This is a genomic window from Bradyrhizobium barranii subsp. barranii, assembly GCF_017565645.3.
In the GTDB taxonomy this organism is placed as follows: Bacteria; Pseudomonadota; Alphaproteobacteria; order Rhizobiales; family Xanthobacteraceae; genus Bradyrhizobium; species Bradyrhizobium barranii.
On the sequence record NZ_CP086136.1, the window covers coordinates 7679556 to 7695712 of the forward strand.

Here is a 16157-nt window from a genome sequence, read left to right on the forward strand (position 1 = left end):
CACATCATGCCAAGTCCCCGCAATTGTCTCTCTGGCCTGCTGGTCGTCGCGGTCGCCGGAAGCGCGACATGTGCCGGCATCGCCGCGCCGAAATCCGCGCAGGCCGATAAACCCGCCGAGGTCGCGACACGCGGCCAGCGCGAGGCAAAGGACATCGTCTACGGAGACTGGCAGAAGCTCTGCTTCAAGGCAGGCGGTGCGCCGACGCTGTGCCGAACGTCAATCACGGGCAAGTTTCCAACCGGCCAGACGGCCGTGCGCGTGGACCTGATCGAGCGCGAAGGCACTCCCTCGGCACGGCTGCAACTCTTCGTGCCCGTCGGCATGTACCTGCAACAGCCAGCGAAGCTGACCGTCGACCAGGGCAGCCCCCTCCGCATCCCTTACAGCTGGTGCCTGACCAACGCCTGTATTGCGGCCGACGTCGCGCCTCCCGCGATCATCAAGGAGATGGAGTCAGGGAAGACACTTGCCCTCGAGGTCGTCGATTCAAACCTTCTGGCGTTGACGACCTCGGTGCCGCTGGCGCAGTTCGCGTCCGTCCACAAGGGCGCACCGGCCAGGACGCTGGAGCAATATGTCGACGAATGAGCGGCCATGCTGCGTTACGCAGCCGACGCACGCGCCACCGACTCGATCAGGGACTGCGCCGTGAATGGCTTGACCAGATAGGCAATGCATCCGGACGCGACCGCCGCCGCGCGGTTCGCCGAGCTGTCATTTCCGGTGATGTAGATCACCGGTGCGGTGACACCCTCCTCGGCCAGTTGCCGGCGCAGGTCGATGCCGGACCTTCCGTTCAGGTCGATATCGAGAACGATGCAGATCGCCTTGTCGAAGCTGCCGTGATGGAGCAAGGCTCCTGCAGAGTCGAAGAGCGTCGCGGCAAAGCCATGCTCGCGGAGCAGTCTGTTCACGCTGGTCCGGATGGACGGATCGTCATCGACGACAAAAACCGAGTCACGCTCTGGCAAGGAAGCGCCCCTTCGAGACGAATGACTGATCACGGCGGCGTCGGCGCCATATTCGCCTGGTCTACTTGCGTGTCAGGCAAAGCGCCGCATTCGCCGCCCTGCATGGCAGCACCGCACCAACGAATTTCATATTGTCTCTTGGGGAAGTCACACCGCGGGAACTGTGCCGTGACGACAAATCAGCTAATCGTCGCTCGTATCGAGCATTCCAAGCCGTTCCGCGATCGAAACGAGCTCCGCCAGCGAACGAACCTGCATCTTCTCCATCACCTGGTGGCGGTGCGCCTTCACGGTGCGCTCGGTGGTTCCAAGCTCATGCGCGATCTGCTTGTTGATCCTGCCGCGGACGATGAGATCGAACACCTGACGCTCGCGATGCGTCAATGCGGCGAGGTGAATGCGGAAGGTCTCGAGCCTTCCGCGATGCGCCTGCGCGGTGTGCTGGCGCACCATCGCGCGCTCAATCGCAGCGATCAACTGCTCGGAGGATACCGGCTTGGTCAGGAAATCCTCCGCGCCGGCCTTGATGGCCTGCACCGTGGTTGGCGTGTCGGCGTGTCCGGTCAGGAATATGATTGGCAGCGTCGAGCCCGCCGCGACCAAGCGGGTCTGCAAGTCGGGGCCGCTCAGCCCCGGTATCCACACGTCGAGCAGGATGCATCCCGGCTGCGCGTCATCAGGCGCCGCATCCAGTAAATCCTGCGCCGATGCGTAGGTCGCAACGTCGTAGCCCGCGAGCTTCAACCGGCGCGCGATCGCCGTCCGGAAGGAATCGTCGTCGTCCACCACGTGAACAAGGCCGGGCACGCATCACCTCTTGCTGAATTCCGACAGCTTCTCAATCCGCGCAACAACCTCCCAAAAGGCGTCCACGCTGTCCCTTGGTACAATGAACCTTGGGACAATGGATGAGAATGCCGCCTTAGTCGTAAATCAACTTCGACGGGAGTGGGACGGCGCGGCGCATTCCCAGCGGCGAGAGTTTTCGTCCGACAGACCAATTCGGCGATGAGCTGAGGAGTTGGCCTATGTTCGTTCGCATTGCAGCGGATTCGACGCCGCGTCCCAACTCCCTTCGTGACCTCGGCATGACCAGCGATTCAAATGCGCTCGTCAGTTTAAGCCAATTTACCTATAAAAAGGGCAGCGAAATCTACGGGGAGAGAGAGCCCGCCGAATATGTCTATCAGGTGACGTCCGGTGCGGTGCGAAGCTACAAGCTGCTGTCGGACGGCCGCAGGCAGATTGGTGCCTTTCACCTCGCCGGTGACATTTTTGGCCTGGAGAACGGCAACGAGCACCGCTTCACCACGGAAGCGATCGTCGACACCACGGTGCGCCTGGTCAGACGGCAAAGCCTCGAAATGGTGGCCGAAAGCGATGCGATGGTCGCCAGAAACCTGCTCAGCATGACCACCAACAACCTCCAGCATGCGGAGGACCACATGCTGCTGCTGGGACGCAAGACCTCGCTGGAGCGGGTCGCGGCGTTCCTGCTCGAGATGGACGGGCGGTTGACGGCGTCCGGCGTCATGGCGCTGCCGATGTCGCGGCGCGATATCGCCGATTACCTCGGCCTGACGCTGGAGACGGTATCCCGCGCGCTGTCACGGCTCCATGAGCTCGGCGCCCTCGGCTTCGTCGGCAACACCCAGCGTCAGATCGTGCTGCTGGATCGGCACCAGCTTGCAAGCCTCGACCTGCAGCCTTGAGCGGGCCGACACCGGCGAATGGCACAAACTGCACATCACACCGGTACCGTCCGATGCTAGCCTCTTCCGATGTGGAACGAGACCGCATTTCGGATCGCAGTCGTTTTGTTCGGGACGCTGCCGGTGGCGTTCACGGCCATGATCCTTTTCCTGGGGTGAGCTCGGCTCTGGCCGAGGCCTCCATCGGTATCAGGATCATTTAAGGCCAGGCGCCTGGGTTACGCCGAGGTGCTCTAGAGTCTTGCGCAAGACCTCGAACAGGATGGCGGCCGACCAGCCGAACAGCAGGACACCATTCATAGCCGTCAACGGGCCGATGAGGCGCCATTCGCGCACCGGCGTGATATCGCCGTAGCCGAGCGTGGTGTAGTTGACGAAGGCGAAGTAGAGCGCATCACTCCCCGGTGCGGCGGCCTGAACGACTTCATACATCAGAGCCCACACCAGAACCTCCAGCGTATGCGCGACCTGCAACACCACGGCTGTCGCGACCATGACACCCATCAGATGCGCTCTTGGTCTCCTGGTTTGCCGCAAGCCCGCGCCGCGGGCGATCCCGACGGCGACGATGGTCACCAGCGCATGGATTCCGATATTGATCACGCTGACCAGCGTACCGACGAGGAATTGAAGAAGCATCGAGCGCCGCCAATCCTTTTCAGCTTTCCGGGAAGCTGCCTCAACGTGGCGACGGCCCGTTCAACAAGAGCGCCAACGTGTGCCGCGCGATGGTCAATTCATCGTCGGACGGGAGCACGTAGAGAGGGATACGACTATCGCGGCGCGAGATCAGCCGTGCGTTATGGGCGTTGGCCTTCACATCCAGTATAGCACCGAGCCAGCTCAGCCTTTCGGCGATGCGCGCGCGGATCGCGGTCGAGCCTTGGCCGATCGCGCCGGTGAAAACAAAGGCGTCAAGCCCCTCCAGCGCGGCCGCGAGCAGGCCGGCGTTGAGGCCGGCGCAGTAGGCGAGGTGCTCGACGGCCTGTTCTGCTCGCAGAAAACGAGCCGCCGCACCGTCGTCACCCGGATTGGTGAACAGAAATGTGTCGCCGGGATCGATTTCGCCTGCGGAATAGTCCGACGGCGATGCGCCAAAAGCATGGAATCCATTCGTGCTTTCGACGCTGCGGCCTTCCTTCAGCGCGCACATCGAGCTGGTGTCGTCGAGGCACGCAACGATCACGCGGCGCGCGGCAATCTCGGGGGCCTCGAGCGTCAGAGCTCGTGCGATCGACTCGTAGCAAAGACCGTGGGCCCCGTAACGCCTTACGTCACCTGCGCAGAGTTGATGCGCAATAGGATAGCTGCCGTTCTCCACCGCCTTGCCAAGATGGAACGCGGTATCGAAGCAGGCGACTTGCGGTAGCGCGGGATGATTGGCCTGCATGATACGGATTGGCGCAAGATTATACGGCTGAAGCAGCGGCGCGAGTGCGATCAGCCGTTCCAGACGCGCCATCACGGCGTCATCGATCAGGGCCGGTCGGGCGTCATCCGGTCCTCCCTGAGCGACGCGATGTCCCACGGCCAGCGGCTGGATTCCCAATTCGTCCCGCAGCGAGCTATCGACAACCGCGCATGCCGCCGGGATGTCATCGACGTCGTCGTTCTGATAGGTGCGGTGCGCCAACGGATCGCCGTTCGCTCTGCTCGCCCTGAGGCGCGGATGGCGGCCGAGCCCGTCAAGCCGTCCCTTGATTTGCCGTTCCAGCCTCCCCTCGCCTCGTACGGAGAAGAGCTGGAAGTTCACGCTTCCTGCATTCGCATCGATGGCAAGGATCGCATCCATGGCGGTCAGTCGACAGCCGTCATCGCCGGGGACGTTTGCCCGAATGCGCAATCCCGCTGCGACGTTTGATGGGCCATCGACATGCCTGAGGTCAGATCTGCCTACGCCCAATCAGGGCGCATCGGGAGTCGAGAGGATTGACTTAGGTCAAAGGTGATGCGTGCGGAGATTCAGGTCTCTTCCGGCCTTTTCGGCGCAGCGGCGCGGTCGTTTCGGATCCAGGCCGCCGCGAGTTCCCAGGCGACCGACAGGATGATCGGCCCGATGAAGAGGCCGATGATTCCGTGCGCGAGCGTTCCGCCGATCACCCCGATCAGGATCACGATCGTCGGCGTGGTCAGGCCGCGCCCCATGACGATGGGTTTCAGGATGTTGTCGAGGATGCCGACGGCGCCGAGGAAGACGGTCAGGAGCACCGCGGTGGTCACGTCCTTGTCCATCCAGATCCAGATAACCACGGGGAAGAGAACGAGGAAGGGGCCGATCTGCACGATCGACAGCAACAGGACGAGGAATGCCAGCAGGCCGGCACTCGGGACGCCTGCGAGCTTGAAGCCGATGCCGGCCAGTAGCGACTGCACGATTGCGACACCGATGATGCCCTGCGACACCGCGCGGATGGTCGCGCCGGCGAGCTCCAGAAAATGCTCGCTCTGCTCCGGTACGACCCGGAACAGGAAGCCGCGCACCGCGTCGACGAGCTGCGGACCGTAGGGAAAGAGGAAGCCGGCGACGAATACCGACAGCAGGAACTGGAGCGTGCCGACACCGGCATCACCGGCGAGCGACAGCATCATCCCGGCTAGCGGTTTCAGATACGGCATCACCTCGCTCAGCACCGCGCGAATATTGCTGTTGGCCTGGGTCCAGAGATCGTAGAGCTGGGGGCCGATCAGCGGCCAGCTCTTGATCTGTTCGGGCGCCTCCGTAAGCGTGAGATCGCCGCTGCTGATCTGGCCCGCGAGATCCTTGATGCCGTCGACTGCGCTCATGCCGAGCCAAGCCGCAGGACCAATGACGATGCCCAGCGTAACCAGCGTAAGAATGAAAGCGGCGGTGCGCGGGCGGCCCCCGAGGCGTTTGGCGAGCCAGCCGAAGACTGGATAGAACGCCACCGCGAGCACCGCACTCCAGGCCAGGATTGGCACGAAGGGGCGGATGATCAGGAAAGTCCACAGGATCAGCAGCGCCAGCAATCCGAGCCGGATCACGAGCTGGATGACTCCGTCGATGGACCGATGCTGGCGAAGAGTGTTCAAGGCCTGTGTCCGGGCAGCGCTCCTGCTGGAAGCCTAGCGGCCCCTATCCCACGGCGGGCTTGATACAGATCAATGGCGCGCCCAATGCTCGCGCCAATACACGCTAGTCTACGACGAGCACGTCATCGACCTGTGTCATCGGATCTGCGCGCTGCAGCGCTCGGACAAGACAGGCTTTGCTCTGCCGCCTGAAATCAAACAGCCCTAGGCCACGCCGCGGAGTCTTCAGCGGAACAGGCTCGTCTTCCATCTAGTGCCTGGGATTGAGGGCATCATTCAGGCCGTCCCCCATCAGGTTGAAGCCGATGACGAGCGCAATGATCGCGAGCCCGGGCCAGAAGGCCATCCATGGCGCCTCGCCGAGAAATTGCCTGGCTACGTCGAGCATGGCGCCCCATGAGGGGGCCGGAGGAAGCTGGCCAAGCCCCAGAAAGGCCAGGCTCGCCTCGGCGAGAACTGCAATCGCCATGGTCAGCGTCGCCTGCACAATCGTCGGCGCGAGCACGTTCGGCAGCACCTGTCCGGTCAGGATGGCGAGATGGCCGAGGCCTTGGGACCGGGCCGCCGCGATGTAATCCTCGGTGCAGACAACCAGCGTCTCGGCACGCGCGACACGAACGAACACCGGCACGGCGGAAATGCCGATGGCAATCATCGCATTTTGCAGGCTGGGGCCCAGGAACGCGGCGAGCGCAATCGCCAGCACCAGAAAGGGGCAAGCGAGCAGCGCATCGGCGAAGCGCGAGATCACCATGTCGGTGAGGCCGCCGAAATAGCCGGCCATGAGACCAAACGGAAGGCCGATCAGCACCGCGACCGTCACGGAGACGATGCCGGCGGAAAGCGAGGCTTGCGTGCCGAAGATCACGCGCGACAGCACGTCCCGACCGAGATCGTCGGTGCCGAACCAATGTGCCGCACCGGGTGCCGCGCGAATCGCCATCCAGTCCGGCGAGTTTGGATCGTACGGCGCAATCCACGAGGCAAACACCGCCAGCACGACGAAGAACAGGATGATCGTGGCCCCGATGACGGCGGATGGTTCGCGCAACAGGCGACGAATTTCCGAAGGAGCGGCGGCGCGTGCCTGACTTGCGACCGGCACCGTCTCAATCGAGCTCATGATCTGAGCCTCGGATTGAGCAGCACATACGCCACGTCGGCAATCAGGCTCATCAGGAGGAATACGGCTGCTGTGCAGAGCACGACCGCCTGAACCACGGCATAATCGCGGCTGAACACGCCGTCGACGACCATCTTGCCGAACCCTGGGATGGAAAAGACCTGCTCCGTCAACACCGCGCCGGCCAGCAGTTCGCCAAATTGCAGTGTGCCCAGCGTGACCACGGGAATCAGCGCGTTCGGCAGCGCATGACGCAGCACGATGGTGCTTTCGCGGACGCCCTTCGCGCGGGCGGTGCGCACGTAGTCCTGCTTCATCGCCTCGATCATCGCGCCGCGGACATGGCGCATCATGATCGCAGCGGTGCCCGTGCCGAGCACCAAAGCGGGCATCAGCATCGAAAGCAGGTTGCCTCCCACGCTCTCGGACGGCGGAACGAAACCTCCGGCCGGAAGCCAGCCGAGATTCACCGAGAACAGAAGGATCAGCATGATCCCCAGCCAGAAATGCGGGATCGACAGTCCGGCAAGCCCGAACAGACTAGCGCCGTAGTCGAAGGGCGTCCCGCGCCCCAGCGCCGCGAAGATCCCGATCGGCAACCCGACGAGCAGCGCGACCAGCATCGACAGCATCGCGAGCTCAGCGGTCACCGGCAATTTTTCCGCCAGCATGGTGCCGATCGGCAATCGGGTGCGTACCGACGTGCCGAAGTCACCGTGCACCAGGGCTTTCAGCCAGACGGCGTATTGCACCGGGATCGGATCATTGAAGCGATACTTCTGCCGAAGATATTCAACGACTTCGGGATTACGCTCTTCTCCGGCGAGCGCCAGCGCAGGATCGCCGGGCAGCAGTTTCTGCAGACCGAACACCATCATCGACACCAGCAACAGGGTCGGCAGCAGGACGGCAAGCCGGCGCAGAAGCAAGCTCTTCATCGGGGCAGACTGGTCCTCACCAGGGCGAGCGCATCGGCGGGCGCGAGGCGTTGCGCATCAATTCACAGGCCTGACACCGACCAGGCGCAACAGACCGTCCGGCACCATGACGATGCCGCCGACCGATTTGCGGGCCGCAAAGAACCAGTTCGGGTGATGGAGCGGAATCGACGAGAGCGCCGTCAGGTAAATGTCCGTCGCTTTGGCGTAGAGTGCCTTGCGCTTGGCTTCGTCAGCCTCGCCCCGGGCCTGGTTCAGGATCGCATCGAGATCCTTGTTGCAGTACTTGTTGACGTTCTGGGAGCCCGCGCAACTGAAAAAGGCGACCAGCGTCGGGTCCGGGTCAGCGCGGCCGCTCCAGTTGCCGATATAGGCTTCGAAATTGCCGTTCATGTAGCGCTCGATGGCCGTGGTCGTTTCCATGGGCAGCAGCTTGACGTCGAAACCGGCCTCGCCCGCCATCGACTGTATGATCTGTGCGACCCGGGAATCGCCGGCCGTATTCTCGTACTGGATCTCGACCGGCACGCGAGTCATTCCGGCGGCGGCAATCATTGCCTTTGCCTTGGCAACATCGCGAGCCGGCGCCTTGCGCGCGCTATCGTAGAACGGAGATGACGGCGGGATCATCTGGTTATCCGCCAGGAACTCGCCGTTGAAGGCGACGCGAGTGATGACATTGCGATCGATCGCCAGCTCAAAGGCTTGACGCAGCGTCGAGTTCTTGCCGAGTGGCGTATCGGCCTTCGCGCCCGCGCCGACATTGAACATCAGATGCGAGACGGCAAGTCCCTGGCCGGAATGCAGGGCGAGGTTGGGATCGTCGCGCACGGTCTTGAGATCGGTCGGCGCGATACGCTCCGCGAGATCGAGATCGCCCGCCCGGACGCGTGACAATCGCACGGTCGAGTCGGGAACGTAGTAGTAGACGACCTCGTCATAGCCGACCCGTGCAGCGTCCCAGTAGCCGGGATATTTCTTGACCCGAATGAGGTCGCGCGACTTGCGCTCGGCAAATTGATACGGACCGGCACAGACCGGCGCGGCTGCAAATTCCCCGGCTTTCTCCGTGGCGGCCTTGGGCGAGACCATCATGCCGGCACGATCGCTGAGATTGGCAAGCAGCGGCACGAACGGCTCCGACAGGTTGAACTTCACCTTGTCCGCGGCAAGCGCTTCGACGCTCGCGACCGGCGCCAGCTCGGCCTTGCGCTTGGAATCCGGCATGGACTTCATGCGCTCGATATTGAACTTGACTGCCGCTGCATCGAACGCGGTGCCATCGTGGAACGTGACATTCTTGCGCAGCGCAAAGGTGATCGACTTGCCGTCCGCGGACCACTCCCAAGCCTCCGCCAGCTGCGGCACGATCTTGAGGTCGGGGGAGATATCGACGAGCTTGTCGCACAGCGCCGCAAACACGAAGCGGCCGGAGTAAGTGCCGCTGAGTGCCGGGTCGAGCGCATCGGGATCGTCCTGAATGCCGACCCGCAATGTCGCGGCACTCGCCGAGACAAGGCCCGTTGCGATCATCAGAATTGCCGCCAACGCCGTGCCCGTCCGCTTCATACGGAATTCCTTTCGTCGCACGCCTATCCCAAGGCTTCCAAGGCTCTGCTGTTGAAGGTCAAGACAAGCACGACTGAACCTATTTGTAAATGCCTCGAACAAATCATGGAACTAAATTACAATACGTCGCTTTCGAGAGCGCAAAATCCTCGCACCGCACCCCTTGACGACAGATCATGCGAGGTATTAGTTCGGTATGTTGACTAATTGGATTGAGGCCCATGCCAGACGCCCCCTCATCGCCCGTTGCGCGACAGCAATCCGTGCGCCTTGTGGTAGAGCGCCTGCTGCGCGATCGCTCGGTATCGCGCGCCGAAATCGCCCGCAGCACGGGCCTGTCCAAGCAGACCATCTCCGAAGTGATGCGTGATCTCGAGCGCGACGGCTGGGTCCATGAGGACGGTCAAATCCAGGGCAGCGTGGGGAGGAGCGCCGTCACCTATGCGCTCCGGCCGGATGCCGCCTTCGTGTTGGGTATCGACCTTGGCGGCACGAAACTGCATGTCGCACTTGCCGATCTGCACGGTGAGATCGTCGCCGAGAGCATCGAACCGACATCCGGCGACGGCGGCGCTGCCGTGGTCGCACAGATCGATCGCATGAAGGATGCCCTGCTTCAGCGTGCGTCCGTATCCGCGCAACGCTTGCGCGGCGGCGTGATGGGAAGTCCGGGGATGGTCGACCCAGCGTCGGGCAGCATCGTCATCGCGCCCAATATCCCCGGACTGGATAGCCTGGACGTGAGGGCCGCGCTGCGCGAACGGCTCGGAATCGACGTCGCCATCGAAAATGACGTCAATCTCGCCGCAATCGGGGAGCATTGGCGCGGCAACAGCCGCAAGGCGCGCAGTTTCGCCTTCATCGCAGTCGGCACCGGCATTGGCATGGGCATCTTTTCGAACGGCTATCTCGTGCGCGGCGCACGCGGGGCGGCCGGCGAGATAGCTTACCTGCCGCTTGGGGGCGATCCCTACGATGCGCGCGGCCTTCGGTTCGGCACCCTGGAAACCGCGATCGGCAGCGCCGGCATTGTCGAACGCTATATCGCGCTCGGAGGCGCGCCCGGCAGTACCGTGCGCGATGTCTTCGATCGGCTCGCGGTCGAGGAGGCGGCGCGAGTGACGATCGACGAGATCGGCCGGATCCTCACGACCGCGATCCTGGCGGTGCACAGCATCCTCGATTCGGAAATCATCATCATGGGCGGCAGCATCGGCGCGCGGCCCGAGTTGAAGGTCCGGATCGATGAACATCTGGCACGCTGCATGCGCGAGCCTGTTCGTATCGAGCTCAGCGCGCTCGGCAATCGCGCCACGCTGATCGGCGCGATCGGAAGCGCGATCGACCTCGTGCATCGCTCGTTGTTTGGCATCGGCAAGGATGCGGGCCCGCTGGCTCTTCCTTTCACGGCAGCAGATGTCGCGGCATGAAGGAGCAGGCGCCGAGAATCGAAGTTGTCGGCAATGCCGCCGCCGTCGCGGAACGCGCAGCCGCGCTCGTCATCGCGCGGCTACACGATCGGCGGCCGGTTACCCTCGGTCTTGCGACCGGAGCGACAATGGCGCCGCTCTATGCCCGCCTTGTCGCCGCGACCCGCGCCGGCCTCATCTCATTCCGAACGGTGTCGAGTTTCAACCTCGATGAATATGTGGGCGTCGCACCCCAATCGCCCGGAAGCTTCCATGCCTATATGCAGCAGCACTTGTTCAGGCATGTGGATATGGAAGCCGGTCGGGCAAAGATCCCCGATGGCACGGCCGACGACGTCGCCGCCGAGGCCGCGCGCTATGAGGCGCAGATTGCGGTTGCCGGGGGCATCGACCTCCTGCTCCTCGGCATCGGCGCCAATGGCCATATCGGCTTCAATGAGCCAGGTTCGGATTTCGCCTCACGTACCCGCGAGGTCAGACTCGACGAGGCAACCCGCATCGCGAATGCCATCAATTTTCCCGATCCGGCGTCGGTTCCCGAACGTGCGATCACAATGGGCATAGCGACAATCCTGGAGGCTCGGAGCATCCTCCTTGTCGCCAAGGGACCGGAGAAAGCAGCCGCCATCGCAGCCGCGATCGAGGGTCCGATCACAGCAGCTTGCCCTGCCTCGGCACTCCGCCTGCACGGCAACGTCGATATCCTTTGCGATGAACCGGCTGCCGCAGCCCTCGCCACGCGGCCCCACAACAACAATCGGAGAAGGGCATGAGCTGGGGACAGCGCGATTTCATGGTGCCGGGGCGCTCGCTGGCGGTGGGCGATCGGGGCATGGCCGCGACCTCTCATCCGGCTGTCACGCTCGCTGCGGTCGAGATCCTGCGCAGTGGCGGCAATGCGGTCGATGCCACCATTGCCGCGATCGCCCTCCAGGGTGTCATTGATCCGCATATGACCGGCATCGGCGGCGACTGTTTTGCGATCTATGCTCCCGCCTCCGGCAAGCCCGTCGCTGTCAACGGCTCGGGCCGAGCGCCGGCGAAGGCCGAGCTCGGCTGGTTTCAGCAACTCGGGCTGGCGTCGATCCCGGACGATTCACCCCATGCAGTGACAGTTCCGGGTGCGGTCGATGCCTGGTGCCGCCTCTCTGGCGACTATGGTTCAAAAAGCCTGGACGAGGTTCTGGCGCCGGCGATCCGCGCGGCCGAGACCGGCTTTGTGGTGACGCCCCGCGCCGCGCTGGATTGGGCACGCTACGCCGATCGCATCGAACGACATCGGACTGGCGTACCGATCTATCTGCCCGGTGGCGCTGCGCCCGCCGTCGGCAGCAAGCTCAATCATCCCGCACTCGGCGCGACGCTGCGCCGGATTGCACGCGAGGGGCGCGCCGCGTTTTACGAAGGTGCCGTCGCCGAAGAAATCGTCGCGACATTGAAGGCGCTGGGCGGAGTGATGCAGCTTGAAGATCTCGCAAGTGCCCGATCGGAGTACGTTGAGCCGATCAGCGCCGACTACCGCGATCATCAAATCCTGCAATGTCCGCCTAACGGACAGGGCGTCGCGGCGCTGCTGATCGCCCGCATCCTTGCCGGCTTCGACATGGCCAACCCAGCGCTCGGCGAGGCGGATCGCATTCACCTCCTTGCCGAGGCAACCAAGGCGGCCTACCGGCAGCGCGACGCGCTGGTCGCCGATCCGGAATTTCGTCCGCTCGATGTCGACTCGCTACTCTCGGAGGCGTCAGTCGCGGCATTGCGCTCCTCTATCGACCGGAGGCGTGCCAGCGCATCAGCGGATTTTGACATGCCTGTTCATCGTGACACGGCTTACGTTGCGGTCGCCGATCGCGACGGCAACATGGTATCTTTCATCAATTCGCTTTTCTTCGCGTTCGGCAGCGGCATCTACGCTCCGCGCGCTGGCGTGCTATTGCAGAACCGGGGTTCGGGATTCTCCCTTCTCGAAGGACATCCCAATGCGATTGCGCCGCGAAAACGTCCCTTTCACACCATCATTCCGGGTCTGCTGGCGAAGCATGGCAAGCCGATCATGGCCTTTGGCGTGATGGGTGGACAATACCAGGCGGCGGGACATATGCAGATCCTGAGCGGCGTGCTCGATCGTGGGCTCGACATTCAGCAGTCCTCGGATGCGCCGCGCAGCTTTGCGTTTGATGGCACACTGAGTCTCGAACCCACGATTCCCGGCTCCGTCGCCGACGAATTGATTGCGCGCGGTCATCGCGTGATCTGGGCGGACGAACCGCTCGGAGGTTGTCAGGCCGTGCACGTCGATCCTTCCAGGGGCGTCATTCTCGGCGCGTCGGACCATCGCAAGGACGGCATTGCACTGGCGGCGTGACCAGGATGAGAATGACGTGATGTCGGATCGGGCAGCATGAGCGAGACAACAGAGGCGATCCTGTCGATCGAACGGCTGACGCTGGCGCTGCCCGCCGGCGGGGATCGCGCCTCTGCCGTCGAGGACGTTTCGCTTGCCCTGTATCCGCGACAAATCCTCTGCGTCGTCGGTGAATCCGGCTCCGGTAAATCGGTCTGCGCCTCTGCCGTCATGGGCCTGCTGCCCAGGGCCATTCGCCCGGTTGCAGGGGCCATACACTTTGAGGGGCGCGATTTGCTGAACCTCCCCGCAGCAGAATGGCGGACGTTGCGCGGGCGACGCATTGCGATGATCTTCCAGGAACCGATGACAGCGCTCAATCCTGTGATCAGGATCGGCGACCAGATCATGGAAGCGTTCGAGGCGCACGGACAATTCACGCCAACTGAGCGGCAAACCCACTTGCGCGCCCTCCTCGAAGAGGTAGGCATGCGCGACCTCGAGCGGATCATCCATAGCTACCCGCATCAGTTGTCGGGTGGCCAGCGTCAGCGTGCCATGATCGCAATGGCCCTTGCGCTCGAACCATCGATCCTGGTCGCGGACGAACCAACCACGGCACTCGACGTCACGACACAGGCGCAGATCCTTCGGTTGATCCGGGACATTCAGCAGCGGCGCGGCATGGCGGTGCTGTTCATCACCCATGATTTCGGCGTCGTCGCCGACATCGCGGATCGCGTCGCGGTCATGGAGAAGGGGCGCGTCGTCGAACAGGGGTCCGTGGAGGACGTGCTCGAACGCCCGCAGCATCCCTATACGCGTCGGCTGCTCGCCGCGGTGCCCGGCGGGACCCCGCCGGTCCGGGCCCGGGTCGAGGACGAACCGATCGCCTGCGCCGCGACTGGACTTGCGAAGATCTATCGTGGCAGCGACTGGTTCAGCTCGCAGACCGAGGTCGCAGCCGTAAAGAATGTGACCTTCGAAATCCGGCGCGGCGAGACGCTCGGCCTCGTTGGAGAGTCCGGCTCGGGCAAGAGCACGATCGGTCGGCTGGTGATGCGTCTCACCGACGCCGATGCGGGCGTGGTCCGTATCGGCGAACTCGATTTCTCCGAGGCTCGCGGTGCCCGCCTGCGGGCCGCCCGCAAGCACGTCCAAATGGTATTCCAGGATCCCTTCGCCTCGCTCAATCCACGTCGCCGCGTCGGGCGAATTATCGCCGACGGGCCGATCGCGCACGGCGTCCCGCCGGCGCAGGCCTTCGCGCGTGCCGAGGAACTGCTGGCGCTCGTGGGTCTCGACCCGAGCGCCGCGCGACGCTTTCCGCATGAATTCTCCGGAGGGCAACGCCAGCGGATCGGAATTGCGCGCGCGCTGGCGCTCGACCCGGAGGTGCTCGTGGCCGACGAACCGGTGTCAGCGCTCGACGTCTCTGTCCAGGCGCAAGTGCTCACCTTGCTCGAGACATTGAAGGCGCGGCTGCGGCTGGCGGTGCTGTTCATCACCCACGATCTCAACGTCGCGGCCCAGGTCTGCGACAGGATCGCAGTGATGCGCCTCGGAGAAATCGTCGAGATCAGGCCGACGGCAGATCTGCTGACACGGCCGGAGCATCCCTACACGCAGGCACTGCTGGCCGCGATCCCGGGCAGGCAACGCAGAACGCCCTCGTCGGTCTGAACCACCGCATTTTCATTGAAGGAGGTCTCTGACATGCAGAAGCTCACGGAACTTCCACTGCTGCGCATCGGCCTTGTCGGCAGCGGCTTCATTGCCGCGTTCCATCTGCAGTCCATGCTCGGTGTGCGCAACGTCAGCGTCGGCGGCGTCTACAGCCGTTCCGCCGAGCGGCGGACACGCATTGCCGACAAGGCGCGCAATCTTGGCCTTGGGCCGGCGCATGTGTTTGACAGCATCGAGGCGATGGCAATGTCCGGCGAGGTCGATGCGCTTTGGCTGCTGACGCCGAACGACAGCCGCCTCGACATCATGCGCGAGATCCACCGCGTGACCAAGGCCGGAGCTCCCCTGCGCGCCATTGCCTGCGAAAAGCCACTCGCCCGCACGCTTGCCGAAGCACGGGAAATGCGCAGGCTCGTCGAAGATGCAGGCCTGCTTCACGGTTATCTGGAGAACCAGCTTTTCTCGACCGCGGTGATGCGCGGCAAGGACATCATCTGGCGGCGGGCCGTACCCGGAAGTGGACGCCCCTATCTCGCGCGTGCCGCCGAGGAGCATTCAGGACCGCACGAGCCGTGGTTCTGGCAAGGTGACAAACAAGGAGGGGGCGTGCTCTCCGACATGATGTGCCATTCAGTCGAGGTCGCACGCTTCATGCTGACCGCGCCGGGCGCAAAGCGCGACTCCTTAAGGCTGCTCAGCGCCAGCGCCACGACGGCCAATCTCAAATGGACGCGCCCCCACTATGCCGCCGACCTCAAGAGGCGAATGGGGGTCGATTTCACCAAACGTCCGGTCGAAGATTTCGCGCGCGGGATACTTGCGATGGAAGATGCTGACGGGCATCAATTGATGATCGAGGCGACAACCTCATGGGCGTATGTCGGCGCGGGCCTGCGCATCCAGCTTGAATTGCTTGGTCCCGAATATTCGATGGAGTTCTCCTCGCTCTCGACGGGCCTCAAGGTCTTCCTTTCCCGTGCGATCAGCGGATCAGAGGGCGAGGATCTCGTCGAGAAACAGAATTCCGAGCAAGGTCTGATGCCGGTTGTCGAGGACGAAGCCGGCATCTACGGCTACACCGACGAGAACCGCCATATGGTGGAGGCATTCAGGCGAGGCATGAGTCCGGCAGAAACCTTCGATGATGGGGTCGGTGTCATGGAAATGCTTATGGGACTCTATCGCTCCGCAGAGCTTGGCCGGACCATCCATTTCCCCGATCCCGAACTCGAACACTATGTTCCTCTCGTGGCGCGCTGACGGCGTGAAGCCCTGTCCTCCAGGCTGAGGAGTCGAGATCACCGACGAGAAGCTCGGCTTCAACATCGCG

At 63.4% G+C, this 16157-nt stretch carries 15 protein-coding genes; 7 read left to right on the forward strand and 8 right to left on the reverse strand.

The window, feature by feature from the left end; all coding sequences use genetic code 11:
• The first annotated feature begins 6 nt into the window (after positions 1-6).
• Positions 7-591: an invasion associated locus B family protein gene (locus J4G43_RS37450; protein ID WP_063981855.1), complete on the forward strand. Its 585-nt coding sequence runs from the start codon at positions 7-9 to the stop codon at positions 589-591.
• Positions 592-605: 14 nt separating this feature from the next.
• On the opposite strand, the gene J4G43_RS37455 is transcribed toward J4G43_RS37450, so the two are convergent.
• Together J4G43_RS37455 and J4G43_RS37460 are read right to left on the reverse strand one after the other, a co-directional pair.
• Positions 606-1007, reverse strand: coding sequence for a response regulator transcription factor (locus J4G43_RS37455; protein ID WP_225005326.1), 402 nt, complete (start codon positions 1005-1007; stop codon positions 606-608).
• 150 nt (positions 1008-1157) lie between these two features.
• Positions 1158-1781, reverse strand: coding sequence for a response regulator transcription factor (locus J4G43_RS37460; RefSeq protein WP_071911438.1), 624 nt, complete (start codon positions 1779-1781; stop codon positions 1158-1160).
• Positions 1782-2002: 221 nt separating this feature from the next.
• On the opposite strand from J4G43_RS37460, the gene J4G43_RS37465 reads away from it, so the two are divergent.
• On the forward strand, positions 2003-2686 hold the full coding sequence (locus J4G43_RS37465; protein ID WP_063981852.1) for a helix-turn-helix domain-containing protein: 684 nt from the start codon (positions 2003-2005) through the stop codon (positions 2684-2686).
• Positions 2687-2881: 195 nt separating this feature from the next.
• Here the strand turns inward: J4G43_RS37465 and J4G43_RS37470 are convergent, their stop codons facing one another.
• The 6 genes from J4G43_RS37470 to J4G43_RS37495 form a co-directional block, all read right to left on the reverse strand.
• A complete protein-coding gene (locus J4G43_RS37470) occupies positions 2882-3325 on the reverse strand; it encodes a potassium channel family protein (RefSeq protein ID WP_063981851.1) in 444 nt (147 codons plus the stop codon).
• A 40-nt stretch (positions 3326-3365) separates the two neighbouring features.
• Positions 3366-4478, reverse strand: a complete 1113-nt coding sequence (locus tag J4G43_RS37475; protein ID WP_208087991.1) for an acetate kinase — start codon at positions 4476-4478, stop codon at positions 3366-3368.
• Between the two features lie 170 nt (positions 4479-4648).
• The gene (locus tag J4G43_RS37480) at positions 4649-5737 is read right to left on the reverse strand and encodes an AI-2E family transporter (protein WP_135216477.1); all 1089 of its coding nucleotides are present in this window, start codon (positions 5735-5737) and stop codon (positions 4649-4651) included.
• A 250-nt stretch (positions 5738-5987) separates the two neighbouring features.
• Positions 5988-6860, reverse strand: coding sequence for an ABC transporter permease (locus tag J4G43_RS37485; protein WP_063981848.1), 873 nt, complete (start codon positions 6858-6860; stop codon positions 5988-5990).
• Positions 6857-7798 carry an ABC transporter permease gene (locus tag J4G43_RS37490; RefSeq protein WP_028149199.1) on the reverse strand — a complete coding sequence of 314 codons (942 nt, stop codon included), beginning with the start codon at positions 7796-7798 and terminating at the stop codon, positions 6857-6859. The genes J4G43_RS37485 and J4G43_RS37490 overlap by 4 nt, the downstream gene beginning before the upstream one ends.
• Before the next feature lie 57 nt (positions 7799-7855).
• Positions 7856-9367, reverse strand: a complete 1512-nt coding sequence (locus tag J4G43_RS37495) for an ABC transporter substrate-binding protein (protein ID WP_208087992.1) — start codon at positions 9365-9367, stop codon at positions 7856-7858.
• 221 nt (positions 9368-9588) lie between these two features.
• Between J4G43_RS37495 and J4G43_RS37500 the strand changes: the two genes are divergently transcribed.
• From J4G43_RS37500 to J4G43_RS37520, 5 genes are read left to right on the forward strand one after another with little or no spacing between them, the layout of a single operon-like run.
• Positions 9589-10797, forward strand: a complete 1209-nt coding sequence (locus J4G43_RS37500; RefSeq protein WP_210387390.1) for an ROK family transcriptional regulator — start codon at positions 9589-9591, stop codon at positions 10795-10797.
• Positions 10794-11570: a glucosamine-6-phosphate deaminase gene (gene nagB / locus J4G43_RS37505; RefSeq protein WP_208087993.1), complete on the forward strand. Its 777-nt coding sequence runs from the start codon at positions 10794-10796 to the stop codon at positions 11568-11570. Before J4G43_RS37500 ends, nagB begins: the two co-directional genes overlap by 4 nt.
• On the forward strand, positions 11567-13162 hold the full coding sequence (gene ggt, locus J4G43_RS37510) for a gamma-glutamyltransferase (RefSeq protein WP_208087994.1): 1596 nt from the start codon (positions 11567-11569) through the stop codon (positions 13160-13162). Before nagB ends, ggt begins: the two co-directional genes overlap by 4 nt.
• 36 nt (positions 13163-13198) lie before the next feature.
• The gene (locus J4G43_RS37515) at positions 13199-14824 is read left to right on the forward strand and encodes a dipeptide ABC transporter ATP-binding protein (protein ID WP_208087995.1); all 1626 of its coding nucleotides are present in this window, start codon (positions 13199-13201) and stop codon (positions 14822-14824) included.
• 33 nt (positions 14825-14857) lie between these two features.
• Positions 14858-16087, forward strand: a complete 1230-nt coding sequence (locus J4G43_RS37520; RefSeq protein WP_208087996.1) for a Gfo/Idh/MocA family protein — start codon at positions 14858-14860, stop codon at positions 16085-16087.
• Positions 16088-16157 lie beyond the last annotated feature (70 nt).